This window comes from Methylomonas sp. 2BW1-5-20 (assembly GCF_052474515.1).
Genome location: NZ_CP184127.1, coordinates 1,898,603 through 1,924,666, shown reverse-complemented (window position 1 = coordinate 1,924,666; position 26,064 = coordinate 1,898,603). Strand labels below are relative to the sequence as shown.

General features: G+C 51.9%; 19 protein-coding genes. 9 read left to right on the top strand and 10 right to left on the bottom strand.

Annotated elements, in window-relative coordinates; genetic code table 11:
* Nucleotides 1-92: 92 nt before the first annotated feature.
* Nucleotides 93-893, top strand: a complete 801-nt coding sequence (locus ACH50O_RS08650; RefSeq protein ID WP_446811616.1) for a hypothetical protein — start codon at nucleotides 93-95, stop codon at nucleotides 891-893.
* A gap of 13 nt (nucleotides 894-906) precedes the next feature.
* Here ACH50O_RS08650 and ACH50O_RS08645 read toward each other — a convergent pair whose 3' ends face one another.
* From ACH50O_RS08645 to ACH50O_RS08630, 4 genes are all read right to left on the bottom strand, one after another.
* Complete coding sequence (locus tag ACH50O_RS08645; RefSeq protein WP_446811615.1) at nucleotides 907-1,878, bottom strand: 2-hydroxyacid dehydrogenase; 972 nt, start codon at nucleotides 1,876-1,878, stop codon at nucleotides 907-909.
* A gap of 52 nt (nucleotides 1,879-1,930) precedes the next feature.
* Nucleotides 1,931-2,770 (bottom strand): hypothetical protein, encoded by an 840-nt coding sequence (locus tag ACH50O_RS08640; protein ID WP_446811614.1) that lies wholly within the window; start codon nucleotides 2,768-2,770, stop codon nucleotides 1,931-1,933.
* Between the two features lie 141 nt (nucleotides 2,771-2,911).
* On the bottom strand, nucleotides 2,912-3,436 hold the full coding sequence (locus ACH50O_RS08635; protein ID WP_446811613.1) for a hypothetical protein: 525 nt from the start codon (nucleotides 3,434-3,436) through the stop codon (nucleotides 2,912-2,914).
* A 342-nt stretch (nucleotides 3,437-3,778) separates the two neighbouring features.
* Nucleotides 3,779-4,945, bottom strand: coding sequence for an aminotransferase class V-fold PLP-dependent enzyme (locus ACH50O_RS08630; protein ID WP_446811612.1), 1,167 nt, complete (start codon nucleotides 4,943-4,945; stop codon nucleotides 3,779-3,781).
* A gap of 215 nt (nucleotides 4,946-5,160) precedes the next feature.
* Here ACH50O_RS08630 and ACH50O_RS08625 point away from each other — a divergent pair, with 215 nt between their 5' ends.
* From ACH50O_RS08625 to ACH50O_RS08610, 4 genes are all read left to right on the top strand, one after another.
* Complete coding sequence (locus ACH50O_RS08625) at nucleotides 5,161-6,114, top strand: HpcH/HpaI aldolase/citrate lyase family protein (RefSeq protein ID WP_446811611.1); 954 nt, start codon at nucleotides 5,161-5,163, stop codon at nucleotides 6,112-6,114.
* Between the two features lie 126 nt (nucleotides 6,115-6,240).
* Nucleotides 6,241-7,458: a malate--CoA ligase subunit beta gene (locus ACH50O_RS08620; protein WP_446811610.1), complete on the top strand. Its 1,218-nt coding sequence runs from the start codon at nucleotides 6,241-6,243 to the stop codon at nucleotides 7,456-7,458.
* Between the two features lie 24 nt (nucleotides 7,459-7,482).
* Nucleotides 7,483-8,370: a succinate--CoA ligase subunit alpha gene (gene sucD, locus ACH50O_RS08615; RefSeq protein ID WP_446811609.1), complete on the top strand. Its 888-nt coding sequence runs from the start codon at nucleotides 7,483-7,485 to the stop codon at nucleotides 8,368-8,370.
* A gap of 118 nt (nucleotides 8,371-8,488) precedes the next feature.
* Nucleotides 8,489-12,709 (top strand): DEAD/DEAH box helicase, encoded by a 4,221-nt coding sequence (locus tag ACH50O_RS08610; protein ID WP_446811608.1) that lies wholly within the window; start codon nucleotides 8,489-8,491, stop codon nucleotides 12,707-12,709.
* Between the two features lie 48 nt (nucleotides 12,710-12,757).
* Here ACH50O_RS08610 and ACH50O_RS08605 read toward each other — a convergent pair whose 3' ends face one another.
* A complete protein-coding gene (locus ACH50O_RS08605) occupies nucleotides 12,758-13,087 on the bottom strand; it encodes a hypothetical protein (RefSeq protein ID WP_446811607.1) in 330 nt (109 codons plus the stop codon).
* A gap of 456 nt (nucleotides 13,088-13,543) precedes the next feature.
* Between ACH50O_RS08605 and ACH50O_RS08600 the strand changes: the two genes are divergently transcribed.
* From ACH50O_RS08600 to ACH50O_RS08590, 3 genes are all read left to right on the top strand, one after another.
* The gene (locus ACH50O_RS08600) at nucleotides 13,544-15,694 is read left to right on the top strand and encodes an adenosylcobalamin-dependent ribonucleoside-diphosphate reductase (RefSeq protein WP_446811606.1); all 2,151 of its coding nucleotides are present in this window, start codon (nucleotides 13,544-13,546) and stop codon (nucleotides 15,692-15,694) included.
* Between the two features lie 101 nt (nucleotides 15,695-15,795).
* Nucleotides 15,796-16,485 (top strand): TSCPD domain-containing protein, encoded by a 690-nt coding sequence (locus tag ACH50O_RS08595; RefSeq protein WP_446811605.1) that lies wholly within the window; start codon nucleotides 15,796-15,798, stop codon nucleotides 16,483-16,485.
* A 78-nt stretch (nucleotides 16,486-16,563) separates the two neighbouring features.
* The gene (locus tag ACH50O_RS08590) at nucleotides 16,564-17,595 is read left to right on the top strand and encodes a S1 family peptidase (protein ID WP_446811604.1); all 1,032 of its coding nucleotides are present in this window, start codon (nucleotides 16,564-16,566) and stop codon (nucleotides 17,593-17,595) included.
* Between the two features lie 586 nt (nucleotides 17,596-18,181).
* Here ACH50O_RS08590 and ACH50O_RS08585 read toward each other — a convergent pair.
* The 4 genes from ACH50O_RS08585 to ACH50O_RS08570 form a co-directional block, all read right to left on the bottom strand.
* Nucleotides 18,182-18,499, bottom strand: coding sequence for a hypothetical protein (locus ACH50O_RS08585; protein ID WP_446811603.1), 318 nt, complete (start codon nucleotides 18,497-18,499; stop codon nucleotides 18,182-18,184).
* 249 nt (nucleotides 18,500-18,748) lie between these two features.
* Entirely contained in the window at nucleotides 18,749-19,441 is a 693-nt protein-coding gene (locus ACH50O_RS08580) for a hypothetical protein (RefSeq protein ID WP_446811602.1), read from the bottom strand.
* Nucleotides 19,442-20,259: 818 nt separating this feature from the next.
* Nucleotides 20,260-21,546: an esterase gene (locus tag ACH50O_RS08575; RefSeq protein WP_446811601.1), complete on the bottom strand. Its 1,287-nt coding sequence runs from the start codon at nucleotides 21,544-21,546 to the stop codon at nucleotides 20,260-20,262.
* A 614-nt stretch (nucleotides 21,547-22,160) separates the two neighbouring features.
* Nucleotides 22,161-22,499, bottom strand: coding sequence for a transposase (locus tag ACH50O_RS08570; protein WP_446811600.1), 339 nt, complete (start codon nucleotides 22,497-22,499; stop codon nucleotides 22,161-22,163).
* Nucleotides 22,500-23,269: 770 nt separating this feature from the next.
* Here ACH50O_RS08570 and ACH50O_RS08565 point away from each other — a divergent pair.
* On the top strand, nucleotides 23,270-23,944 hold the full coding sequence (locus tag ACH50O_RS08565; RefSeq protein ID WP_446811599.1) for a response regulator: 675 nt from the start codon (nucleotides 23,270-23,272) through the stop codon (nucleotides 23,942-23,944).
* A 137-nt stretch (nucleotides 23,945-24,081) separates the two neighbouring features.
* On the opposite strand, the gene ACH50O_RS08560 is transcribed toward ACH50O_RS08565, so the two are convergent.
* Nucleotides 24,082-25,947, bottom strand: a complete 1,866-nt coding sequence (locus tag ACH50O_RS08560) for a hybrid sensor histidine kinase/response regulator (protein WP_446811598.1) — start codon at nucleotides 25,945-25,947, stop codon at nucleotides 24,082-24,084.
* Between the last annotated feature and the right edge of the window lie 117 nt (nucleotides 25,948-26,064).

Below are 26,064 nucleotides of genomic sequence, written 5' to 3'. Positions count from 1 at the left end.
CGGCGATTTCAAACAAAACTGGGAGGATGGACTGCGCGGGATAAAGTTGACTTTGCCCGCGAGCGCCTCCAAATATCTAAAAGGATAGGTTTATGAATGTTTTTACCAAACAAACCAAGACGACTTTCTTGGCGTTGGGTTTCGGTCTGCTCGGGTCCGGGGGGGCACTTGCCAGCAGCACCTTTAACAGCTCGGCTGCCTTAACTTTTGTTATCGATGGTATCGAAAATCAGACTAATCCGGGTAGTTTGACGGGGCTGGAAATACTCGGAACCTTCGATCAAATAGACGCGCCCGGTTATGCCGGCGGCGATTATTCCCTGGTCGGTATTGTCGGCGACGGGCAGGTGAAGGCTAATAATCCGGCAATTGCTCAAGCCGGCGGATTTTCTAAAACCTTTACCGTTAGCGGCATCGTGTCGAACGGATCTATCGATTCTCATCATTTGGGCTGGTATGGTTTGACATTCCAAAACACAGGGATCGACGTCTATACGATCAGCGCGCATTTCGATTATGAGTTGCATGCCGGCATCGGCGGCGAGAACGGCTTTAGCAGCGTGACCGTCGATTATTTTAATGAAGATGGCCTGTTATTGTCGGGATACGATAGTGCGGATGCGGCGTTTATTGCGCCGAATGTGTTGAAATCCGGTACATCCGGCCTGTTTAACTTTAGCTTAGCGGCTGGCGCGTTCGAGGGTCTTTATGCCGATGTGGTTATCGATGCCCATTTACAAGCCTCGCCGGTTCCGCTGCCGGCAGCCGTTTGGTCGTTCTTGGCAGGGTTGTTGGGTATTTTAAAGATGAAAAAACGTGCAGCCGATGCATCAGGACTCGATCAAAAACTGGAGGCTAAATTCACTGCTGGTGCTAAAGGATGGTCGCAGTAAAATTTGTTCGAACCTAAGCCACGCGATCGGGCAGGGCTTTGCCGCTGAAAAACGCGGCCAGGTTTTCGAGCACCTTTTCGCCCATCGCCGTGCGCGTCGAAATTGTGGCGCTGCCTAGGTGGGGGAGTAGGGAGGCATTGTCCAGTGTCAAAAAGCCGGGATCTATATCCGGTTCGCCTTCGTAAACATCCAGACCGGCGCCGGCAATACGTTTTTCTTGCAAGGCTTTGATCAAGGCCTTGCTGTCCACTACATCGCCGCGCGCGGTATTAATTAAATGCGCAGTCGGTTTCATTAATTTTAAGGTTTGTTCGTTAATCAGATGTCGTGTCTCGTTGCCGCCTGGGCAATGCAAGGACACGTAATCGCAATTCGGTAACAGTTCTTCCAAAGTATTGCAGCGCACCGCCTTTAACTCGTCGACGATGGCTTGTTCCGCCGGGCTGGGTTTGAGGTACAGAATCTTCATACCGAAGCCATGATGGGCTTTCCGCGCCATGGCTTGGGCGATGCGGCCGAAGCCGATTAATCCCAGGGTGGCGCCGGTGACGTCGCTGCTCATCATATGTGTCGGGCACCAGCCGGTCCAGGCGCCGGCGCGCACCAATCTGTCGCCCTCGGCGCCTCGGCGCGCGGACATCAGTAGTAAGGTCATCGCGATATCGGCGGTGCTTTGCGTCAATACGCCAGGGGTGTTGGTAACGATCAGGCCTTGCTGTTTAGCGACGGCAATATCGATATGGTTATAACCCACGCCAAAATTACCCAGAATTTTGCAGCGCTTATTTGCGACATTCAGCACCTCGGCCGGCAGCGAATCGCAAACGCTGGGACATACCGCATCGTAATTTTGCAGCGCGGCTTTAAATTCATCGGCGCTGAAAGGGTGGTCGTCGGCATTCAGCGCGACATCGTAAAGCGCTTGCAATTTAGTTTCGACGCCCGCCGGCCAGCGGCGGCTAAGCAGGACTTTGGGTTTGCTCATCGGATTACCTATCGTAAAAACACTGTTCGCGTTTAAGCTTAAACTGGGTTCCTCAAGGGTCGACGGCCGGGTTGGAACGGGTGATCCCGCCGCTGCCGTGGTCGCGGTCATAAGCCCTCAATCGGGCGGCGCGCAGGTTGTTAATGCTGGCGATGTTTTGATCGTGCTGCTGTAAAGACCTTTGCCGTTGTAGCGTTAAGTGTTGGTCTTGCTGTTCTTGCAAGGCCATCGCCATGGCCGGTTTTTGATATTGCAGTTCGAGTTTGCGTTCGGCGAGGTTTTGTTCCTGATCGCGCGCTTCTATGTTCAGATGTTTTTCCAATAAATCCAGGTTGCGCGCCTGATTTTGCAATTGCTGCTGGCTTAGCAATTTGGCGTCGTCCAACTGTTGCTGGCTGAGTCGAAGCTCGTTTTCCTGGCGTTTTGCTTCTTGCTCTTGTTGTTGCTGGGTGGCTATTTGCTGATTATCGTGCAGCAATTGTTCTTGTCGGCTTTTTATAGTCTCGGTGGCGGCAAGCAACTGGGCGGTCTGAATATGCTCGCGTTCGGCTTGTTGCTTGCTTTGTTCGTTATTGTGATAAATCCACGACGCTATCGGAAACAGTAACAGGAGGGCAATAGCCGTTCTTTGCAACCAAGGGGTCGCGAAATTGCGGTGAGATTCAATTTCAACGGGCTGTATACGGCTGGCAGCCAGTTTACGATCATAGGCGATGCGCCGACTCGTATCGGATAGGATCACAAAGGCTTCGCGCGCCCGGTTCAGGGTATCGAGCGCGGAGTCGTCTCCGCGTTTTGCCCAATGTCGCTCCATATCCTTGAACGCGCGATGAATTTGCTGATCGTTGGCGGACTCGGGAATGTTTAACAGTTGATATAAGGTTTTTGCCATTTTCGCATCTCCCAACGCTTATCGTCTAATGATCGGGAGATAGTCGGCGGATCCCCTGAAAATGCCGGTGCTGAATCAGCCGCCGGCATTGGGGACTATAAAGAATTGAAATTCGAAGCGCAAATACCCGGTAAAAAATTGTTAATCAGTCGCGATTACCGGCTTCGCTCGGCGTCTCCGTATCATCGCTAGCGTACCCAGTATGCAACCTAAAACAAACCAAGTGAGCGTGGCTAGCGGCATCGACGATAAACTCCTGTCACCAGCCGCAACGCCGATCTGCATGCTCGGGTGTTCGTCGGCCGCTTTTTCCAGTAGCAATTGATAGCCGATGTCGGGGATAAACGACCAAGCCCCGCTACTGATGGCGGGATAATTCATTACCGACCAATTCACCGATCGGTCGTAGTCAATCTCGTTGTAATTTTGCCGGTTCGATAAAGGGGTGGGAGTGGCCATGGCCAAGCAATTCTCAATATCGCCGCCGCTATGCTTGCCGGTAGCATTGGAGGATTGCCAGCATAGTGCTTGTTTGAACAGGTCCGAACTCGGTGCCTGACTGGCGTTTAGCAAAGTTAGGCTATGGGTTTCGGTAGGATTCCGCTCATCGAGTTCCGCATGAGCAGGCTCGGCCAGTAATGCAAGTAGTAACAGGCTGTGTCTCATGATTTTCTTCCTCGCTATGGAATGAAAATATAACTCGAGATTATTTTTAGCAAATATAAGGCCGCTTCTAATAAAGCTATTTAATTTAGAGGGTTAGGATTTTTCTGGTCGTTTTTTGATGCTGAAAGACGGAGTTTTTGAGGTATTTTGGTGCAACAGACGAGTGTTTTTGGTGCTATTCGTGCAGATCGAGAGGCCCGTCTTGCGATTTTAGGCGTGGCAAACGGAAACTGTATCGCATGTAGGAGGTGAGGGCGATCAAGCCAATTAGCGAAAGAATCGCGGTTAGATCTCATGATTGGGGCTGGCAAGCTTAAACTCGCCAGCCCCGTTACGCGGGCGTTATTTTGCTGTCGAGCGGTAGTATTCGACAGCCGCAGCCACGCCGCTGCCTGGTTTAATGTCGAAGCCGTTATCAAGCATAGCCATTTCCACGCCGGCAATTGCACCCAGCAAGGAAACGTCATTCATATCGCCGACATGACCGATGCGGAACACTTTGCCGGCCACTTCGCTCAGACCGGCGCCCAGCGAGATGTTGTATTTGTTGTAAGCGGTGCTAATGACGTGGCGGGCATCCTTGTCGGCGGGTACCACGATTGCGGTGACGGTATCGGAATCCCAACCTGTTTGCGCGCAGGTTTGCAAACCCCAGGCCGCAACCGCGCGGCGCACGCCTTCACCCAAGCGGTGGTGGCGGGCATAAACGTTTTCCATGCCTTCTTCCAGCAACAATTCCAGTGCTTTACGCAGGCCATACAGCATTGGGGTAGAGGGTGTATATGGGGTGTAGCCGTCTTTATTCGATGCAGCCATATCTTTCAACGAAAAGAAAGAACGCGGAAAATTGCTGTTATCGATAGCAGCCAGCGCTTTTTGGCTAAAGCCCAGAATCGCCAATCCGGCCGGCAACATAAAGCCTTTTTGCGATCCGGCGATGCTGGCGTCCACGCCCCATTCGTCTTGACGGAAATCCAGGCTACCGATGGAGCTGACGCCATCAACGAAGAGCAGGGCAGGATGGCTGGCCGCGTCCAGCGTTTTGCGCACACCTGGGATGTCGCTGGTTACACCGGTTGAAGTTTCATTATGTGTTGCCAGAATCGCTTTGATTTCGTGGTTTTTGTCTTCTTTCAGGCGCGCTTCCAGGTGATCCAGCGGAATGCCCTTACCCCATTCGACTTGGTGGATTTCCACGTCAAAGCCCAGTTTTCTGGAGGCTTCGGCCCACAAGTGGCCGAACTGACCGAAACGGTAAATCAAAACCTTGTCGCCCTGGTTCAAACAGTTGGTCATCGCCACTTCCCAGCCGGCGGTACCGGTGGCGGGAAACACGAAGCATTGGCCGGTCTCGGTGCGGAACACTTTTTTCAGATCTTCCAGAATGGGGCTCAGCAGTTTGGGGAAAATCGGCGAGCGGTGATCTTCCATCGGCACATGCATCGCGCTCAGAATTTCATGAGGGGTATTGGTTGGCCCTGGAACAAAAAGGTGATTGCGACCTGCCATCTGGTTTCTCCTAGATCGGTGATATTGAATGAATCGGTGAAAATCGCGGGATGGTGCCACATTAGCCGGGATTCGGCAAGTCGTTTACCGGCTCGAACCGGCTGCGAAGCAGACAAGCGCAATTGACATTGCAGGCTCTGAAAGTAAAATGACGTGTTCTTTAATCCATGCTCGGCGCGGCTTCTTGGCCGGCCAACCAACCGAAGGAAACATAAATGAGTCACACACTTTACGAAGCCAATGCCCAACGCGTGCAACGTTGCGAATTGGCGGTACCGGGTTCCAGCCCGGAAATGTTCGAAAAAGCCCTGAAAAGCGGTGTGGACTTTGTATTTCTCGATCTGGAAGATGCAGTTGCTCCCGACGATAAACTGCAAGCGCGAAAAAACGTGATTCAGGCTATCAACGATCTGGACTGGAAAGGTAACGGTATCACCCTGTCGGTGCGCATCAACGGTCTGGATACCCAATACATGGTGCGCGATGTGGTCGATCTGGTCGAACAAGCCGGCGCTAAAATCGATACGCTGTTGATTCCTAAAGTCGGCGTCTACGGCGACGTTTATATGGTGGACGCTATGTTGACCCAACTGGAAATGCAGGAAGGCCTGAAAAACAAAATCGGTATCGAATGCCTGATTGAAACCGCTCTGGGCATGGCCAATGTCGAAGACATCGCCAAGCAGGGCGCCATCGGCGGCCGGGTGGAAGCCTTGCATTTCGGCGTTGCCGATTATGCCGCCAGCAACCGGGCGCGTACCGTCAACATCGGCGGTTTGAATCCCGATTACCCCGGCGACCAATGGCATGCGGCGATCAGCCGTATGACGGTGGCTTGCCGTGCTTATGGCCTGCGTCCTATCGACGGCCCATTCGGCGACATCAAAGACCCGGAAGGTTACAAAGCCGGCGCCCGCCGTGCCGCCGCATTGGGTTGCGAAGGCAAATGGGCGATTCATCCCTCGCAAATTGCTTTGGCCAACGAAGTATTCACCCCGCCGGCCGCGGAAGTCGAAAAAGCCAAACGCATCCTGGTTGCGTTGCAGGAAGCCGCCGCCCAAGGTAAAGGCGCTGCTGCGCTGGACGGTCGCTTGATCGATGCCGCTTCCGAACGGATGGCTAATAATATCGTCCGTGCCGCCGAGGCGATTGCCGCGAAAACCCGATAAAAATTATGTAGGTTGGGTTCACCCTACTGGCGTAAAAGCGTAGCGTAACCCAACATTTAATGCCTTCGTGTTGGGTTACGGCTGACGCCTAACCCAACCTACATTTCAAAAATCACGAGAGAGTCCATGGACATTCATGAGTACCAAGCAAAGCAGCTATTGGCCGACTACGGCGTAAAAATAGCCGATGGCGGTCTGGCCTACAGCCCGGAAGATGCGGTGCAACGCGCCCGCGAAATCGGCGGTCACGTCTGGGTGGTTAAGGCGCAGATCCATTCCGGGGCGCGTGGCAAGGCCGGCGGTATCAAGATTTGCAAAACCCACGACGAAGTCAGCGATGCTGCTGAGTCTTTACTGGGTAAAAAATTGGTGACCCACCAAACCGGTCCGGCCGGTAAGCAATGCTTGCGCCTCTATGTCGAGGCCGGTACCGATATTGCGAAGGAATTGTATTTCAGCCTGCTGATCGATCGCGCTCAGGAGCGTATCGTCATGGTCGGTTCCGCGCAAGGTGGTATGGAAATCGAAGATCTGGCGGAGAATAACCCGGATGCGATCAAAAAAATCTATATCGAACCTGCTGTAGGTCTACAGGACTTCCAGGCTCGGGAAATGGCGTTTGCCTTGGGCCTGCACGCCGATCTGATCCCGCAAGCGGTGAAACTGATTCAAGGTTGCTACCGTGCCATGCGCGAATTGGATGCCAATATGGTCGAAATCAATCCGCTAGTCATCACCGGCCACGATGAATTGATCGCACTGGACGCGAAAATGGGCTTCGACGATAACGCCTTGTTCCGCCGGCAAAAAATATCGGAGTTGCGCGACAAGTCGCAGGAAGATCCTCGGGAAATGGCGGCTGCTGACCGCGGCTTGAGTTACGTCGGACTGGACGGCGACATTGGGTGCATGATCAACGGCGCCGGTCTGGCGATGGCGACGATGGACATGATCAAACTGGCGGGCGGCGAGCCGGCCAACTTCCTGGACGTGGGCGGCGGCGCTTCCGCAGAACGTACCGAAAAAGCCTTTAGGATGGTATTGCAGGACAAAAACGTCAAAGCCATGCTGGTTAACATCTTTGCCGGTATCAACCGTTGCGACTGGATTGCAGAGGGTGTGGTGCATGCTGTGAAAAAAATCGATATGCAAGTGCCGCTGGTCGTGCGTTTGTCCGGTACCAATGTCGAGGAAGGTCGCAAAATCATTGAAGAGAGCGGTTTGCCTATCATCACGGCGGACACCTTGGCGGAAGCCGCCGAGAAAGCGGTACAAGCACGTAACGAAGTAGTCGCCGGTCGCTACCAGCCCCCCGCTTCACGCGACACTGTTACATCTCTGTAAGGCGCGCAAGGTAAAGGAATTCAAATGGCAATTTTTATCGATAAACAAACCCGCATCATCGTTCAAGGTTTCACCGGCAAGATAGGCAGCTTCCACGCCCAGGAAATGATCGACTACGGCTCTAATGTCGTTGGCGGTATTACGCCGGGCAAGGGCGGCCAAACCCACTTGGACCGTCCGGTATTCAATACCGTAAAGGAAGCCGTGGAACAAGCCGGCGCGGAAGCCAGCATTGTGTTCGTGCCGCCCGCTTATGCGGCCGACTCGATCATGGAAGCCGCCGAAGCCGGCATCAAATATTGCGTGTCGATTACCGACGGTATTCCGACCCAGGACATGATGAAAGTTAAAATCTTCCTGAGCAAATTCCCCAAGGAGAAACGCATGGTGCTGACCGGCCCCAACTGCGCCGGCACCATCAGTCCGGGTAAATCCATGCTGGGCATCATGCCGGGGCACATTTACATACCGGGCAATGTCGGTATCGTCGGCCGTTCCGGCACTTTGGGCTATGAAGCTGCCGATCAAATGAAAGCGCTGGGCATCGGCGTATCGACTTCGGTCGGTATCGGCGGCGACCCGATTAACGGCAGCTCGCACCGCGACATTCTGGAAAAGTTCGAACAAGATCCGGAAACCAAAGTCGTGGTGATGATAGGCGAGATCGGCGGCCCGCAAGAAGTGGAAGCCGGTATCTTCGCGAAAGAACACATGACTAAGCCGGTGGTGGCTTATATCGCCGGATTAACCGCACCCAAAGGCCGGCGCATGGGGCATGCAGGGGCGATTATTTCCTCGGTTGGCGAGTCTGCCGCGGAAAAAGTCGAAATGCTGAAAGACTTGGGCGTGATCATTTCGCCAACGCCGGCGGCGATGGGCGAAACAGTAGCGAAAGTATTGGCCAAACTGTAATTTCTTCTCGCTGCAAAAAGCCCGCTTCGGCGGGCTTTTTTATGTGTGCCGATTTCAGGTTCTTTAGCTTGCCCGGCCAAGCTGGTAACATCAACGCTTTTGTCGTTTTGCCGGAATCATGCAATCTTCACGTTTACTCGAACGCCTTAAAACTTATCGGACACTGACGGCCGAGCAACAAATTATTTTGAAGGTGCTTGCGGTCTATTACGGCTATAGCTCGCTGATCAATTTGGCCAAATGTCTGGCGAGTTTGGGGATCAGGGAAGGCGATAAAACCCTGAAATCCGAAGCCGTCAAAGCCCGCTTAAAACCGCTGATCAAAGAAGGTTTGCTGGAAGAAAACGTCAAATCGGGCGGTACCCGCTGCTGCCGTACGCTGGCCGAAGTACTTACCCGGCAAGCCGTTGTCGACAAGGAATTTGACTTGTTTGCCGGTGCGGTGCAGATGCAAAATCCACCCGGCCTCGGTTATTACCGCTATAGCACCGTGGACGATTGCATCCGCGAAGCGCGCATTCAGTTTTATCGTGGCGATTACGCTAAAGTCGACGAATGTCTGGAATCCGGTGCGCATTATTTAGGCAAGCTGCCGCCGGTTAATGAACTTTATCTGTCGTGGTTTTTGAACCCGCTGGATGTGGCCTGGTTCACCACTCATCATCCGCAATTATTGTTGGGCCTGGCGGGTTTCTCGGGTTTGCATCAACTGCTGTATCTGTATGCCGACCAAAAGTTGGATAATTTTTTACAGCAGTTGCTGTTTGTCGGCCAGGGTATGCAACAAGAACTGCTGAATCGCATCGCCCTGGAGTTGCGCTTATTGCGCGGCGAATGGGACGAGGTCGAGCAGTTGGTAACGGATCAGGACGATCCGGAACTGCAAGCCATCACGGCCGCGTTGGTTTTTTTACGCGGCGATTATGCAGCGGCCGTTAACCGCTTCGAAGCCGCCTTGCTGCGGCTGCGAAAATCGTCCGGCCAACGTACCGCCTATTTTTGCGGCTTGGCGGGAGTGTTTTATCCGCTGGCTATCCTGAAAAACAACGATGCCAAACAACGCGCCAAACTCGGTACCTTGATCAACCAGGCGATCAAGGCCGACAATTATTGGTTGGGCGTTTACCACCAACTGGCTTTGTTCCAGCGCTTTTTACAGGGCGATTTATCGCTGCGCGATCAATTATTGACCACGGATTTAAACTATAAAATCGGTAGCGGTTATCGGGAAAGCGGCTCCCCGGATACCGTGCACACGCCGCCGTTATTGCTGCATGTGTTTTTGGCCCTGATCAAATTTTGGGTTAAAGCCGATCAATTCAATCATGTCACACCGCTCAGCCAAAAACTCTATCGGCATTTGTTGGACAACGGTTATCGCTGGCCGGCGGCGGAATTGGCGAAAATCTTCACCAGCATCGAACCGTCCCGTTCCATGCAATGGGATTGCGGTTTTTTCGAGGCGCGGCCGGCATTGGCGGATTTGTTCGCCAGCCGTCCCGATTGGGATCTGGCCTTGGATGCCTTATTAAACCTGCCGAAAACGGAAAAGAAAGCCGACAGTGCCGTACAAAGCGATAAGCCTACGCGATTGGTTTGGCTGCTGAGCTACGACGATGCCAGCCATCAGCTGGATATCGAGCCGCGCGAACAGAAACAGCAAGCCAAAGGGGGCTGGAGCAAGGGTAGGGCGATTGCGTTGAAGCGCTTGGCGCACGAAACCGAAAGCTTCGATTACTTGACCGAGCAAGACCTTAAACTTTGTTCGCATATCAAAGAGTATCGCGATAGCGGCTGGTACGGTAGCGGTACTTATTTTGAATTCGACAACAGCATGCCGCAAGCGTTGTTGGGGCATCCCCTCTTATTTTGGGCCGATGCCGCGGAAGTCAGGGTGGAAGTGGTCAAGGGTGAAGCCGAACTGCGGGTGAAAAAACTGGAAGGCAGCGATAAGATCAAAATCAGTCTGGAGCCCGTGCCCGGTTACGAGCAAAAATTTTACGTGACCAAGGAAACGCCGACGCGGCTGAAGGTGCTGGAATTCTCCACCGACCATCATAAAATCTTTGCGGTGCTTGGCGCCAAGGGCCTGGAAGTGCCGGTGTCGGCGCAAGACCGGGTGTTGCAAACCCTGACCAGTATTTCCGGCCTGTTGACGGTACATTCGGATATCGGCGGCAGTTCCAGCAGCGCCGAGCAAGTTCAGGCCGACGCCACGCCGCGCGTGCATTTATTACCCTGGGGCGAAGGCCTGCGAGTGGCGATGTTGATCCGGCCGTTCGCGACCGGCGGCGCCTATTATCAGCCCGGCCACGGCGGCGAAAGCGTGCTGGCTGAAATCGACGGCCGCCATTGTCAGGCCAAACGCGATCTGGCTCTGGAAAAACAGCGGGCGCAGACGGTTTTGCAAGCCTGCGACGTGTTGGAGCAGGCGGAGCGCGATGGCGCCGGCGATTATTTGCTGGACCAGCCCGAACAATGTCTGGAGCTGCTGCTGCAATTACAGGCATTGCCCGCCGAGCAAGCCGTATTGGAATGGCCGGAAGGCGTCAGGTTTCGGCTGTTAGGGCAAACCAACGGCAGCGGCTTTAGCATGCAAATCAAGCGCGACAACGACTGGTTCGCGTTGCAAGGCGAATTGCAGGTTAACGAAGATACCGTTATCGAAATCCAGCAATTGCTGGGTTTATTGAACAATCGCGAAGGCCGCTTCCTGAAATTGCAGGATGGCCAGTTCATCGCCTTGACCGAAGAGTTTCGCCGCCGCCTCGATGATTTACGGGCCTACGCCGATTTGCACGGCAAGAAAGTTCGGATCAATCCATTGGCGGCCCTGACGCTGGAAGACTGGCAGGACGAGGCCGGATTCAAGGCCGATAAACATTGGCAAGCGCACATGCAACGGCTAAAGGACTCGCGCGATTATCAACCCAAAGTGCCGTCCACCTTTCAAGCCGAATTGCGCGACTATCAAATGGACGGATTTCGCTGGTTGGCGCGTCTGGCGCGCTGGGGCGTTGGCGCGTGTCTGGCCGACGACATGGGCTTGGGCAAGACCGTGCAAGGTTTGGCTTTGCTGGTGGACCGCGCGCCTAATGGTCCCAGTTTGATCGTCGCCCCAACCTCGGTGTGCATGAACTGGGAAAACGAAGCCGGCCGCTTTGCACCAACGCTAAACCCGCAAATTCTGGGCAGCGGCGACCGCCAGCGCTTGCTGGACAATTTAGGACCCTATGATTTGCTGATTTGCAGCTACGGCTTGTTACAGCAGGAACAAGTCGCCGAAATGCTGGCGAAAATCCAGTTTCAGACCGTGATTCTGGACGAAGCGCAGTGGATAAAAAATATCGCCACCCGCCGTTCGCAAGGGGCGATGAATCTGCAAGCCGAGTTTAAACTGATCATGACCGGTACGCCGCTGGAAAACCATTTGGGCGAGCTGTGGAATTTGTTTCGTTTCATCAATCCGGGCTTACTGGGCTCTTTGGAACAGTTCAATCAACGCTTCGCCGGCCCTATCGAACGCGACCGCAGCCAGGAAGCACGTTATCAGCTGAAAAAGTTGATCCAGCCTTTTATCTTGCGCCGCACCAAAACCCAGGTATTACAGGAATTACCGCCGCGCACCGAAATTCCGATTTATGTCGAACTCAGTAGCGAGGAAATGGCCTTTTACGAAGCCTTGCGCCGGGAAAGTCTACAAGCCTTGGCCGGCGCCGAGGCGCCGCCGGGGCAAAAGCAGTTACAAATTCTGGCGGCTATCAGCAAATTGCGCCGCAGTTGCTGCAACACCTTGCTGGCTAATTCCGCAGTTTCCCTACCCAGCAGCAAGCTGGCGGCGTTCGGCGACATCGTCGACGAATTGCTGGATAACAAGCACAAAGCCCTGGTGTTCAGCCAGTTTGTCGATCACCTGCAATTGATTAAAAACTATATCGAGCAGCGCGGGATTCGTTATCAATATCTGGACGGCAGTACGCCGGCCAAAGACCGCCAGCAGCGAGTAGACGCGTTTCAGCGCGGCGAGGGCGAGTTGTTTCTTATCAGTTTGAAGGCCGGTGGTGTGGGCTTAAATCTGACCGCAGCGGACTATGTGATTCATATGGACCCCTGGTGGAATCCGGCCGTGGAGGATCAGGCCTCGGATCGGGCGCACCGCATGGGCCAACAACGGCCGGTGACCATCTACCGGATGATTGCGAAAAATACCATAGAGGAAAAAATCGTCGCGCTGCATAGTCACAAGCGCGATTTGGCCGATAGTTTGTTGGATGGCGCCGATATTAGCGGCAAAGTCTCTGCCGACGAGTTGTTGAATTTGATGAAAGGCGAAAACTAAGCAGGCAAAAAAATCCGGCTGTTACGCCGGATTTTTTTAAACCAGAGATTAGTCCCGTCTTAAATTATGCTTCTTGCGGGCGATATTGCGGCTGGCTTTATTTTGTTGATGGGTCAGGCGGGTTCTTTCTCCCGCAGTCACCACGCCGTCAGCTTTCGCGGCTTCTTCTTGGCGCTCGATGCGCATTTGTTGGTGTTCCAGGCGGCGTTCTTCACGGTCGGTTAATGCCCCGGATGCTTCGCCTTGTTCAATGCGTCTTTCCTGGTTTGCCTGACGCTGGTCGATGCGCGGCGTTTCCAGGCCGGCGTAGCAAGGCTGTGCCAAGCCGATAGATGCCAGCAACGCGCTCGACAGTAAAAATTTGCTGATGTTATTCATGTGTGCCTCGGTAATGTAATTTTAGGTTGCCAACCTCATCCTCAAGCCGGGATTTTGCAATCCGCTGCAAGCAGCTGGCGAACTCATTTTAGTCAGAAATATTAAGCATGCCTTAAACCCTGAAGTCTTATCGGTATCCGCTGCAGAGATAGGCCGTTTGAGCGGCAAATTGTTGCGCGCTTGCCGGGTGTCCGGGGGGTATCCGCGTCAATTTGAAATTAAGTGCCGGCGCTAACTCCTTGAGTTAAAAAAACAAAGCCCTAAGCGGGGCTTTTTAGTAAAAATATCCTGCTGACAACACAATATGTTGTGCTAGAATTTTCCTATAAACACTATATGCAGTATAAGGCTGCGCTGCGGTGTTTTCGATTTTAATCCAATAAAAATTAGTATCTTAGCCGTGTCGGCGCGGCGCTACAGCCAAATAACCATTCAACTAGAAAAGGGAATCCACGAATGACCGCAAAACTTCATGTTGTGACGCAAAACACCACCGAAATCCCGCTACAAAGTGCTTCCCTGGATATTTGGGACAGCAAATACCGCTTAAAAACCAAGGACGGCAAAGCTATCGACGACACCATCGACGACACCTACAAGCGCGTCGCCAAGGCTCTGTCCAGCGTCGAAAAAACCAAAGCGCTACAAGAAAAACACTACAAGGAATTTTTGTGGGCCCTGCGCAAAGGCGTGATTCCGGCCGGCCGTATCGTCTCCAATGCCGGCGCGCTGGAACACAAACCGGCTACCTCCACCATCAACTGCACCGTATCCGGCATCATCGAAGACTCGATGGACGACATTCTGCATAAAGTCCACGAAGCCGGTTTAACCTTAAAAGCCGGTTGCGGGATCGGTTATGAGTTTTCCACCTTGCGGCCGCGCGATGCTTACGTATCCGGCGCCGGCGCTTATACTTCCGGCCCGCTGTCGTTCATGGATATTTACGACAAGATGTGCTTCACCGTCTCGTCCGCCGGCGGCCGCCGTGGCGCGCAAATGGCGACATTCGACGTGGCGCATCCGGACGTGGTGGACTTTATCCGCGCCAAGCGCGAAGACGGCCGCTTGCGTCAGTTCAACCTTTCATTGTTGATCACCAGCGAATTCGTGGAAGCGGTGAAAAACAACGGCCAGTGGCCGCTGTCTTTTCCGATCACGGAGCGGGAAGCCAATGTCGATAAACTGGACTTAACCGATACCGGCAAAGTCGTCTGGCGTGATCTACCCAATAAAAAGGGCTATGTTGTCAACGACGCCGGCCTAGTGGCATGCCGTATCACCAAAGTCATGCCGGCGCGCCGCTTGTGGGACATCATCATGTCTTCCACCTACGATTACGCCGAACCGGGCTTCATCCTGATCGACAAGGTCAACGAGATGAACAATAACTGGTTTTGCGAACATATCCGCGCCACCAACCCCTGCGGCGAACAGCCTTTGCCGCCTTACGGCAGCTGTCTGCTCGGCTCGATCAATCTGACCCGCTTCATCGATAAACCCTTTACCAAGGAAGCCAGCTTCGATTGGGAAGGCTACCGCAAAACCATCCGCATCTTTACCCGGATGCTGGATAACGTCGTCGAGATCAACGGCCTGCCTTTGGAAAAACAACGCGAAGAAATCATCGGCAAACGCCGTCACGGCATGGGTTACTTGGGTTTGGGTTCCACCATCACCATCCTGGGCATGAAATACGGCGATGAAGAATCCCTGGAATTTACCGAACAAGTCACCAAGGAATTAGCTATCGAAGGCTGGAAAGCCGGCCTGGAACTGGCCAAGGAAAAAGGCCCGGCGCCTATCATGGACCAGCTATTCACCGTTACCGGCGAAATGCTGCATAAACGCCCGGAAATGAAAGCCGACGGTTACAAATTGGGCGACCAAGTGCCGGGTAAAGTGCTGCACGCCAAATACAGCCGTTACATGCAAAAAGTCGCGCAGGAACAACCGGAACTGGTTGCGGAACTGGCCGAAGTAGGCTGCCGCTTTACCCACCACAGTTCGATCGCGCCGACCGGCACCATCTCGCTGTCCCTGGCCAACAATGCCAGCAACGGCATAGAGCCCAGTTTTGCCCACCATTATTCGCGCAACGTGATTCGCGAAGGCAAAAAATCCAAGGAAAAAATCGACGTATTTTCCTTTGAATTGCTGGCTTACCGTCATCTGGTCAACCCGGAAGCCATGCCCTATAGCGAAGATCCAGACCAGCAATTGCCGGCTTACTTTATCTCCGCCGACGAAGTCACGCCGAAACAGCACGTCGACATCCAGGCCGCTGCCCAGCGCTGGATCGATTCATCCATTTCCAAAACCGCCAACGTGCCGACCGATTATCCGTATGAAGACTTTAAGTCCATCTACGAATATGCCTATGACCAAGGTCTGAAAGGCTGCACCACCTTCCGCTTTAACCCGGAAGTGTTCCAGGGCGTGTTGGTGAAGGAGTCCGATCTGGAAAACACTACCTACCAATTCACATTGGAAGACGGCCATGTAGTGGAATTTAAAGGCAATGAAGAAGTGGAATACGACGGCGAAATCCATACCGCCGCCAACTTGTTCGATGCCTTGAAAGAAGGCTATTACGGCAAGTTTTGATTTTTAAAAAATGTAGGTTGGGTTAGGCGCTAGCCGTAACCCAACACGACGGCGTTTAATGTTGGGTTACGCTAACCCAACCTACAGATTACGGAATACCCATGACCCTACACAAAATCAACAAAAAAATCGTCAGCTACAAAGTGCTGACCAAAGAAAACCTGGAAGCGGCGGCGCAGGCCGAAGCGGAAGTGGCAAAACCCTCGCTGGAAGAAATGCACGAAAATCTGGCGCGCCCGGAGATGCTGCTCGGCTCCACCTATAAGATCAAAACCCCGCAGTCCGAGCATGCCCTGTATATCACCATCAACGACATCATCCTGAATGAAGGTACGGTGCACCAGGAACGCCGGCCTTATGAAATCTTCATCAACTCCAAAAACATGGAGCATTTTCAGTGGGTGCTGGCGCTGACCCGCTTGATTTCGGCGGTGTTCCGCAAGGGCGGTGACGCTACCTTTTTGGTGGAAGAAATGAAAGCGGTATTCGACCCGCAAGGCGGTTATTTCAAAAAAGGCGGAGTATTCATGCCGTCCCTGGTCGCCGAGATCGGCCACGCCATCGAATCGCACATGAAACACATCGGCATGATCAAGCCGGAAAAACTCAGCGATCACCACCAGCAATTGCTGGACGAAAAGCGCCGGGAATTCGAAGCCCAGCATGGCGCGTCGGAAGGGCAGGCGTTTCCTGAGAAGGCTGTTTTATGCAACAAGTGCAGCACCAAGGCGATGGTGTTGATGGATGGGTGTATGACTTGTTTGAATTGTGGGGAGTCGAAGTGTGGGTGATGTAGATTCCATCATTACGCGGCTTGGCAGAGTAACTAGGTATTGAACGCTAAAACGTAACAATTTAAGAAAGTAACTATGCAATGTGATTGGCAACTCGACAACCCTCACTTCTTTCAATTTGGTAGCGGAGTATCGCGCACGATAGTCAGGCTTGCGCGCGAATGTCTTCCCGAGTTTTTAGAAATGTTTCCAATGCAGTATGGCTGGGAGATGAGGTGTTATTGTAGTGATAGCTGGTTTGCTGCCAAAATCACTAGCAATCGTGGTTCTTCTATTCCCTCTATCAATGAGTTTAGTCAAACCGAAATGACAACAATTCGGGAGCTTCTTCCTTTTAGGCCAAGACGGCACAACGAGCTATCTGAGATTCTAGGTTCTGATTGGTTTAACAATGATGTATTTACTTATATTGGCCCGTTTCAAGCGTCAAAGGCATGCTATCAAGATGTATGCCAACATCTCATGGATTGGCTGAACACTTACGTCGTTCCAGACATTGAAAAATGGAATCGTTTACGTGTGATGAGGGCCATACCTGAGGCTCCCCAGTTTAATATTGAACTGATACGGAAACATTTATGGGTTCTAGAATGCGAGGATTCACTCAGTCAAGGTACGGCGTTTTCATTGGAGGGTGTAGGACTTGTTACATGTGAGCATGTACTCGGACCTAAAACTCACGCTTTTCGACCATCGGATTACAATACAAAGTTTCCAGTTCGCATAGTTGCTGCAAATAGAGATATTGACTTGGCTGTTATCAGCATTGATCCTTTACCCGTCGATGGGCTAAGTAAAGGAACGTCAGACAATTTAAGTGAGATGGATCACTTAGCCGTTACGGGGTTTCCAAATTATCGTATAGGTGACTCAGGGGTAATATCTCCAGGTTTGGTTATTGGGTTTCGAATATCTTCAGGTATTCGGCGGATACTGACAAATGCACCAATTGTTGCTGGTGCGAGCGGTGCGCCAGTTTTGGATAAGGGCAATAATGTTGTCGGTATTGCTGTAACCGGTTCGGATAGTATTGCTACTGCTCACAATACAGAAAAGCATGGAATTATTCCCATTGATGCAATCAAGTTTCTTGGATTAGCTGGGTAGGGTGGGCACGGTTTTTGTGCCCACGCGTAATTAAAAGCTTGCATGAATATTGTTTCGCTATCGCGAAGCCCGATTTAATGCCGGTTCGCGGACCGGCAACCGCGATACTTTTCTTTGCTTGTCCAAAGAAAAGTATCCAAAAGAAAAGACACCCGAATGCCGCTTGTTTCCTGCGCTCCTCGCTTTTGCCGAGGGTTTTCGGAATGGGCTTCCTGCCCCTCCGAAAACGAGCGACATCCCTGCCGCTCCCCTGCGGGCTGTTCTCGACAAAAGCTCCGGTGCTCGGCGCGGCATACGGGACAAAACCAACCCCCTTGAAGATTCCTCGTTCCCATGCGCTGCGTGGGAACGTTGGGCTTGCCGGCGCTGCGGGCCTAATCGCCGCGGCTTAATCATGGTTACCACTCGCCGAGCGGTAACCATGAAAAGGTCGGGCTGGTAACTAAGCTCCGGCTTGGTTACTTGGTCTTGGAAGCTCTGGCTTCCCAATCAAATCAACGAAAGCTGGAGCTTTCAAGATGGTGTTCCCAAACTGGAGCTTGGGAACTAGGGCAAAGAATTTGCCAATATCGCAGTATTTATACAATTAGTGCCCATATCCACCAATTTGCATACCACTCCAGCCAGTAAAAAATAAGATAAATAAAGCAACGCATGAATATAGGATAAAATTAAAATACCTTGCTGTATCTGAAGCCATTGGGTCGATTAATACAGAAAATGCTCCAGCCAAAAAAGCTAATAAACCAACTAACGCCACTGAGCCTTCCACAAGATTTCTTGATGGATTATCGAATAACTTTCCGTAAAGAGAAAAACAGTATCCGGCAAGTATCGGTGCCCATAACGGAGAACTAAATGCTGCAAATCGCAATATAGAGGTCAAATAATTATGATTCTTCATGCTGTGTTAAAGTCCACATAAGTTCAATTGTCGGTAGCATACTCGGATGAATATTTCCGGCTTGGTTACTCGGTCTTGGAAGCTCTAGCTTCCAGATCAAATCAACGAAAGCTGGAGCTTTCAAGATGGCGTTCCTAAACTGGAGTTTGGGAGCTAGGGCAAGGAAACGTCCATGAAATGTCCTATTTTCCTGCGCTCCTCACTTTTGCCGCTCTCCCATGGGCTAGCTAAGTCTCAAACGAGACGCTGTTAAGCGTTTTTTAGACTGTTTTTCCTGGTCCAACCGGCTAGCAGTGCTGCGAATGGCCAGATGAGGTTGGGAATGGGCACTGGACTGGCTTCGATATGATAGAGATAGCCACCTGTGAACTGTGTCGGTGTCGTCGGTTGATGGCCGTCGAAAACGATTTTATCGTCTAATAGTTGACCGCTAAGTGCCGAGATCGCGCCGGTGTTGGTACCTGAGCAACTGGAATCAGGGCCTAGAGGTTGTGAACATACGCCGTTGCTGCCAACGAAGGCGCTAAATCCAAAAACGCTGCTATAGAATCCGGGGAATTGGAAGCCGCTCGGCAACCCATTAGTGGTGAGCTGAGGATTGACGAACCGCAGCCAGTCCGAGGTATACAGATAAATGTCTTGATTTCCCGGGTCTTCGCCGCCTTGCTGATAAGTCCACCAGTAATGGAGAAACTCGACATCGAAGGTGCCTGCCAAAGATCCCAGTTGGGTTGGTTGCGAAGTAAGATTGCCGTTTTCGTCGAAGCTCAATACACCAGAGGAGTAACTTAGCTCAGAGGTATTGGTATCTATCGCGTAATGTCTGGTGACGGTATCGATTCCGGAATCGACTATCACGATGGCCTGTACTTTGGCGACTGGCGCTAAAATCATTGCCAGCGCGTATAAAGCTGGCTTCATGCCATTAAACCGCATACTCATGTTATTTCTCCAAGTTTTATTGTAAATACAGGGGCTCAAGGCAACTGATGATGGAGTATAGATTTTGATAGCTAGGATCGTCAATACGCGTGAGAATTGATGTTAAGAATTCTGGCGGTTTATTTTCTGGCTTGAGATGCAGACCCCAAGGGTGGGCACGGTTTTTGTACCCACGCGGGATTACCGGTTTGGATCAATAATGATTCGCTACCGCGAAGCCTGATTTAACGCCGGTTCGCGGACCGGCAACCGCGATACTTTCGCTACGAAAACCATTCCTGGTTTTCGCCCTTCGGGCCAGCCTATCGGCTGTTCAAATTCGCTCCAGGCGAATTTGTGCGTCGCCAAAAGAAAGTATCCAAAGAAAAGGCGACCCGAATGCCGCTTGAATCACTCGGCACATCCACGTGCCTCGCCCTTCGGGTGCAAAGCATGCAAATCGGCTATCCTGCCGATTTGTCCTGCGCTCCTCGCTCTTGTGCCCCGTGGGTATTTGCCGAGGGTTTTCGGGGGGGCTTCCTGCCCCTCCGAAAACGAGTGGCATCCCTGCCGCTCCCCTGCGGGCTGTTCTCGTCAAAAGCTCCGGTGCTCGGCGCGGCATACGGGGGAACTCCGTCCCAACTCATCAGTTTTGGGCTGGTAACCAAGCCCTGGCTTCCCGGTCATTTCAACGAAAGTTGGAGCTTCCAAGATGGCGTTCCCAAACTGGAGTTCTGAACCAGGGCAACTGGCAAATGGCCGTGGATGTGTTGAACGAATTCATTCGGCACACCCTGTGCCGAGACTAACACGGCATCTCCAATCTCTTTGGCTTTCCTTCAATCCTCAGTAGAAAGCCCTATCAATTGCCGAATAAATTCATTAACGTTTTCATTGAAAACATCGTTGTGGTCGGCAATGATTTCTTCCGCTACCCGGATATTCAGATAAGGATTTTGCGGATTGGTATTATTCAGATGCGTCAGTACATTTGAACCGAATTGGGTGGAACCGCCTGGGGTTTGGGTACTCCAGATGTTTTTAATGTTCTCGTAGCTTGCTAGTCTCATATTGGTTTCTTGCGCCAACGGTGTCAAGGTGTGGGTGATCAGTGGCAGATAATGGCCCACGGTATTTCTGTCGGCTTCACCTTCATCTAGGGCCAGCGGGTGTTTGCAGTCGTTGCGTTCGATGTTGTGATGGGTTTCGAAAACTGTGGAAAATACCCGGCCCAGCGGAAACAAAATGCCGGTGGCGTCGTCCGCTTCTGAAGTCAAAATCGTTAGACGCGGCACTTGTTCCGGGAAGTAGCTGCATCGGGCTTGTGCCAGGTCGTAAAACGGTGAGTATCTCAGTGCTTCGAAGGCCGGATTAAGTAGCACGACTAAATCGCCGAAGCCTTTGGCAGTGTCGGTAGAACCTTTGCCCTCCTGGCTGTCGACGAATCGGCTGGCGAGAATCTGTGAGGTTGCGCTAAAAACGACAGCACCGCCAAAACTGTGGCCAATAACAACCAGCCGACTTTTAATCGAAGGCTTCATTGAATTACGCACGTTGGCGATTTCTTCCAGTTTGATCAAAAGTTCGCTAATACCAAGATAACCCACATCCTGGGCTGTGCTTTTGCGGTCCCAGAACGTCATATAGTTGAACGGTGGGACGTCGATCGATTCGCCTCGCCAGCCGATGTAAACCCCGGCAATTTTGCGGGCAGGTCGTCTCAGGGTTTTGCTGCGCTGATTTTCGACTTCGCTGAGCTTGGCCAGGTTATTCTTGAAACTTTCGATATTCGGATCACCTGGGCGTGCGTTGTGGTGCCAACCGTGTACGAACACGGTCAGTAAAACGCTCTCCTTGCCGGCTTTTTCGTACAGCGTGTCCAGCAAGGCTTGCATTTGCTTGCGGTCGCGCATTTGGCCTTGGTCGTCGATTTCAACGAAACCCAGGGTGTATTCGTTTTCCGCACCGGGATTGTATAGGTGTAGGGAGTTTCGTTCGCAGGCATTGTTCGAAGAAACACTACACGGTTCGTAAATGCTGCGATAAATTTCGTTGGATGCGCATCCACTCAGTAGAGTTGTTATGCAGATCAGGATTTGTAATGTATTTATTTTTATTAGGTTCATGAGCGCTTCCGGTTGATTGGGAAAAATGCCGATTGCGGACTCGGCATTCGAAAAGTCTAGCGCAGACAAGCATAAACCGTGGATGGAAATTAGCTTATTTCTATCATTCCCATTTGTTATTTTTGGAAATAACGTAAGGCTACTTGAGCTTGCTGATCAAACACTAATAATGCCGAATAATAGTGGATGCTTCGCAGAGTGAAATGCAGCAAATGGCGGCTAAACTTCGCTAAACGGTCCATCATAGTAAACTACCAAATCCCTGCGCAGATACAGTTCTGGCAGGAAAGGCACGGCTTTTGAGCACACGGGACCTTGTTGGCTTGTAACAATAATGATTTGCTGGCAACGTTAAGAGCAGTAAACGCCAAACGGCTGATTAGGCGCCATGTTCATTCTTGAGCCGCCAAAATAATGCTTCCCGCCGCTTCCCGCGCAATCGACTTCCCAGGACGCATTCTCTGGCGTTAATTTTACATTGGAGATAGCGTTGATCTCGCAATGCAGAGCGCTTTTTGAAACTTGAATGAGATTGGGGGCTGTCGTGGTGCATCCGGCAAGTAACGCGGCGAGTAAAATGGCTGTGAAATATACTGCTCATAAAGCAAGTATTGTCACTGGCCAGCATATTGACATTCTGGGTGCCTGAAGAAAGATTTCACGATATCCGGGAGTTTCTGTAAGCGATGCATGGCAGATTGAACGAGTTTCTTTAATTCGATTTTATTTTCCGGCATCTGCTTGGCAACACGTGGCTTGATATAGCCCCAAACCTGTTCATCCGGATTGAGTTGTGGCGCGTAGGGTGGCAGAAAAACCAACTGCAAACGGCCTTGCTGTTGCTCCACAAAAGTTTTCACAATCTTAGCCTTGTGAATCGGATGGCCGTCGACGACCAAGATGATCGGCTGTTCTGCACCGCGCAGCAGACGTTTCAGAAATTCGACAAACACGTCGGCTGTGACGTTGCCTTGGTTAGATTATTTATGCAATAGTTAAGATATTGATCGTAACCTTGATTTTTGGGGTCCCCGGAAAATTCAACTATCGATCTGGCTTGGTAACCGCAGGTATCTTTAAAAAATAAGCTACTAATATTTCTGGTTGAACCTTCAAGCAAAGATTTGCCCCAATGCTGTCCATCAGGAGCGCGATAGTTTTGGCATTCGGCGGTTCTAAACAATGGGTCCACCCTCGCATGAGATGCGGCGGGATCATATAGATGTTCGTCTATTACGGCGCAGCCGCCCATGGTTATTACATTCAGTATTAATGAAGCTAAGGCGACAAGTTTTTTATTGGATGCCATTTTTATAATGTGTTTTTTATTGTTTGAATGATGCTAATAACTATTCAGCGAGTTTTCGTTTTCACCTGTTGCCGGCTTCGAAAAAAGGCTGCCGTCGAGCCGAAACCTGGTTCTCAGTCAAGGTGTTCCAAGTCCGTCACCCCACGACAGTAGGCAAGTTGGAGGTGTGGCCGTTAACCATTGACCTGGAATCAAGGTTTTGCGTAGCGGCTTGACGGCTCTGAATCTCTAGTCTTTTTGCATCGTTAGTCAAAACCCTCCGGTCAGACGTCGCTGTGACTTGGCTCGAATTTTCCGGAAACCAGCGCTGTATAGCCAGTTGCTTTTCGTACCAGTACAAACGTACTGGTACGGTAGCCATTTATCCCCGTTACAATATAACCCGCACCGATTTAAGCCGGCCTTTATACGCTTATGAACGTCCTTCTCATTGATGACCATTTTTGTGCCCGCGAGGGTGTGGCGTGTTTGTTGAAGCTAATCATCCCTGAGTTACAAGTATTCGAAGCTGAGAGCTTTGACGATGGGTTGCTGTTGGCTAAGCAAACGCCGTTGAATCTGGTCATGTTGGATGTGCAGTTACCCGGCAAAGACGGGTTGACAGGCTTGACGGAATTGAAGGCAGCCTTTCCGGATTTGTGTGTGGTGATGTTTTCCGGGCTGGAGGAAAGGGAGTTGGTATTCCGGGCGCTACGTTTGGGAGCAATGGGGTTTATCGTCAAGACGGTGTCTCGGCAGGTGTTTGTCGATGCGTTGCGGGACGTATTGGCAGGCAAGGTGTATTTGCCGGCGTCGGCGGTGGGGTTGCAACCTATCGTTGATTTGCCCGCTGGTGGCGTTACACAGCTGCCCAACGTAACCGATTCGGCCAGTGTAGGTCTGACACCGCGAGAGTTCGAGGTGTTGACTTGGTTGGTGCAAGGGATAGGCAATAAGCAGATTGCCCGGCAATTGGGTATCGAAGAGCAAACCGTGCGCAATCATTTGCGGCCGATTTATCAAAAATTTGGTGTTGCTAAGCGCACTGAGTTGTTGGTGAAGGTGTTTGAGCGGGGGATTGTGTTTGGGAAGCCGGGGGTGGGGAATTGAAGCACTCGGCAACCGCTCCCTGCGTTGTCCTACCTCCCGTATCCATGCAAGCGTCCATCAGGCGCTTAACTTAACGACATTGGGAATTGACGGCGGCGGGTTAAAATTTGTGGGTGTGATTGCCCCCAAAGAACCCGTTAGCGGGCCGACTCGCTGCTTTTATCGCAGGAAGATTTGGTTATCTGCATGGTGTTAGCCATGGCATCCATCAGGGTTGTGGCGCCGGCGGGTTTGCGCAGAATAGCGGTGTGTGGCGGCAGCATGGTTTTCTCGTGGTCCGAGATGGCGCGGGCGGATAGAATCATGGTCGGTACCGGTCCGCAAGCGGAGTGAACCGCAGCGATGACGTCATGCGCGGTTTCGCGGTTGCCCAGATAAAAGTCGGTGATCAATAAGTCCGGGTCTCTATCATTTTCGCTTAGTAACTCTAAGGTTTCCGCCAGAGACAAGGCTTCGTGTACTAGGCAGCCCCAGGTTTTCAGTTGCTTGGCGATGGCTTGTAATACCTCGGCATCGTCGTCCACCACCATCACAAAGTAGCCGGAGAAGTCGCCGCCTCTATCTAGTCCGCTGTTTACAGTCGGCATCGGCTCGGCAACCGGTAGTTGGAGTTTAAAGTCGCAGCCAAAACGCGAACCGCACACCAAGTTCAGACTGTGATCGGGTAAACATTTGACGGCGGCGGCCACGTAAGCCAAGCCTATGCCCAATCCGGGTACTTTGTTGTCGTTCTGGCGGCGCTGGTTACGAACAAATTCCTTGAATACCTCTTCGCGCAGTTCGGCAGCAATCCCAGGGCCGCTGTCGCAAACATGCAATGTCAGGTGTTGCTTGCCGGTATTGACTGCCGACACCAGTATCCAGCCGCTCTCGGTATATTTAATGGCGTTATCGAGCAAATTACCGAGGATTTGCCGCAGGATATTGATGTCGCTGCGGATGTTGTATGGCTCCTGGCGGCGCAACACAACTTTAAGCCGAACGCCGCGCTTGGCGGCTTGCGGGGCATATTGATTTTCCAGGCTGGTCAGCAATGTATTGATATCGATGTTGGCCGGTTGCGGAATTTGCCGGCCGGTTTCCAGGTTGGCGATGTCTAACACGTGGTTAAAGGCGGCATTTAATTCGTCTATTACCAAGCCCATGCGGTTGAGCATAAACGCCGCGCTATTGATGGGCTGGTTGGTTCGCGCGGTGTCCAATACGGCGGCATAGCAGGCCAACGCTTGCAACGGTTGGCGCAGATTGTGCCCCATCTGCTGTAAAAAACGGGTTCTATCTTCGGCACTGAGTTGGGCTTTGCGTTTTTCGCGGAAGGATTTGCGGGCGTAGGCTTCCAGTTGGCAACGGGTACAGACCCCAAACACGTTTACGATAAGCAGGTTGAGGATAGAAGGGATTAAATCTATCATGGTCAGCCCAAGCCAATAGCCGGCAAGCGGCATGGCTAGCGCTGTGCTCCAGCCAAAACCTATCGTTGCCCGCAACGACATGAACATTTGTCCATAGCTGAAAAAATACATGGGCAACAGGGCCGGCCAGGTTTCCGCGTAGTAGCGGGGGTTGCCGTCATATAACAGAAAGGCGATTAAGTTAGCGGCGGAAAGCCCGGCGCTGAGTTTGGCGATGGTGTTGATTTTTGAGACGGCATCCAATCCAACATATAAGTATCTGAATAAACCCAAAAGCACCAAGACGATGGGAAGCCTTAACAAGAGTTCCGAGCTGGAAACATGGCCGATGTGCAGATCAAGCAGAATATAGGCTAGGAAAGCAGTAGCGCCCAAGCCTAAGGCCCATCTTAACGGGCTTAGTAATACCAGATAGCGTTCTTCCCAAAATCGCCGTTCGCTGTCTTCGTCAAACAGTGGGATAGCAAATAGCTTGGTGGGGCTTAACGATTGAAGGGTACGCGGAAAATGCTTGAATGGGCGATGACTGACCGGAGCCCTGAAAAATGCCTTGCTGGAAAAGTGGTCGATAAACGGATTTGGTTTGCGCATACCAGGTCCCAGTCGCAACCATCGTATTCGGCGCCGCCCAATGGCGCATTAGCCTTTCCGATAGCCAAGTTATTGTTGTTTTTATTTCTTGGCTTTATTCTCTCTGTTCCGGCAGGC

Coding starts and splice junctions, on each gene's coding strand:
- ACH50O_RS08650 (WP_446811616.1), top strand. CDS start 93: ATGAATGTTTTTACCAAACAAACCAAGACGACTTTCTTGGCGTTGGGT.
- ACH50O_RS08645 (WP_446811615.1), bottom strand. CDS start 1,878: ATGAGCAAACCCAAAGTCCTGCTTAGCCGCCGCTGGCCGGCGGGCGTC.
- ACH50O_RS08640 (WP_446811614.1), bottom strand. CDS start 2,770: ATGGCAAAAACCTTATATCAACTGTTAAACATTCCCGAGTCCGCCAAC.
- ACH50O_RS08635 (WP_446811613.1), bottom strand. CDS start 3,436: ATGAGACACAGCCTGTTACTACTTGCATTACTGGCCGAGCCTGCTCAT.
- ACH50O_RS08630 (WP_446811612.1), bottom strand. CDS start 4,945: ATGGCAGGTCGCAATCACCTTTTTGTTCCAGGGCCAACCAATACCCCT.
- ACH50O_RS08625 (WP_446811611.1), top strand. CDS start 5,161: ATGAGTCACACACTTTACGAAGCCAATGCCCAACGCGTGCAACGTTGC.
- ACH50O_RS08620 (WP_446811610.1), top strand. CDS start 6,241: ATGGACATTCATGAGTACCAAGCAAAGCAGCTATTGGCCGACTACGGC.
- sucD (WP_446811609.1), top strand. CDS start 7,483: ATGGCAATTTTTATCGATAAACAAACCCGCATCATCGTTCAAGGTTTC.
- ACH50O_RS08610 (WP_446811608.1), top strand. CDS start 8,489: ATGCAATCTTCACGTTTACTCGAACGCCTTAAAACTTATCGGACACTG.
- ACH50O_RS08605 (WP_446811607.1), bottom strand. CDS start 13,087: ATGAATAACATCAGCAAATTTTTACTGTCGAGCGCGTTGCTGGCATCT.
- ACH50O_RS08600 (WP_446811606.1), top strand. CDS start 13,544: ATGACCGCAAAACTTCATGTTGTGACGCAAAACACCACCGAAATCCCG.
- ACH50O_RS08595 (WP_446811605.1), top strand. CDS start 15,796: ATGACCCTACACAAAATCAACAAAAAAATCGTCAGCTACAAAGTGCTG.
- ACH50O_RS08590 (WP_446811604.1), top strand. CDS start 16,564: ATGCAATGTGATTGGCAACTCGACAACCCTCACTTCTTTCAATTTGGT.
- ACH50O_RS08585 (WP_446811603.1), bottom strand. CDS start 18,499: ATGAAGAATCATAATTATTTGACCTCTATATTGCGATTTGCAGCATTT.
- ACH50O_RS08580 (WP_446811602.1), bottom strand. CDS start 19,441: ATGAGTATGCGGTTTAATGGCATGAAGCCAGCTTTATACGCGCTGGCA.
- ACH50O_RS08575 (WP_446811601.1), bottom strand. CDS start 21,546: ATGAACCTAATAAAAATAAATACATTACAAATCCTGATCTGCATAACA.
- ACH50O_RS08565 (WP_446811599.1), top strand. CDS start 23,270: ATGAACGTCCTTCTCATTGATGACCATTTTTGTGCCCGCGAGGGTGTG.
- ACH50O_RS08560 (WP_446811598.1), bottom strand. CDS start 25,947: ATGCGCAAACCAAATCCGTTTATCGACCACTTTTCCAGCAAGGCATTT.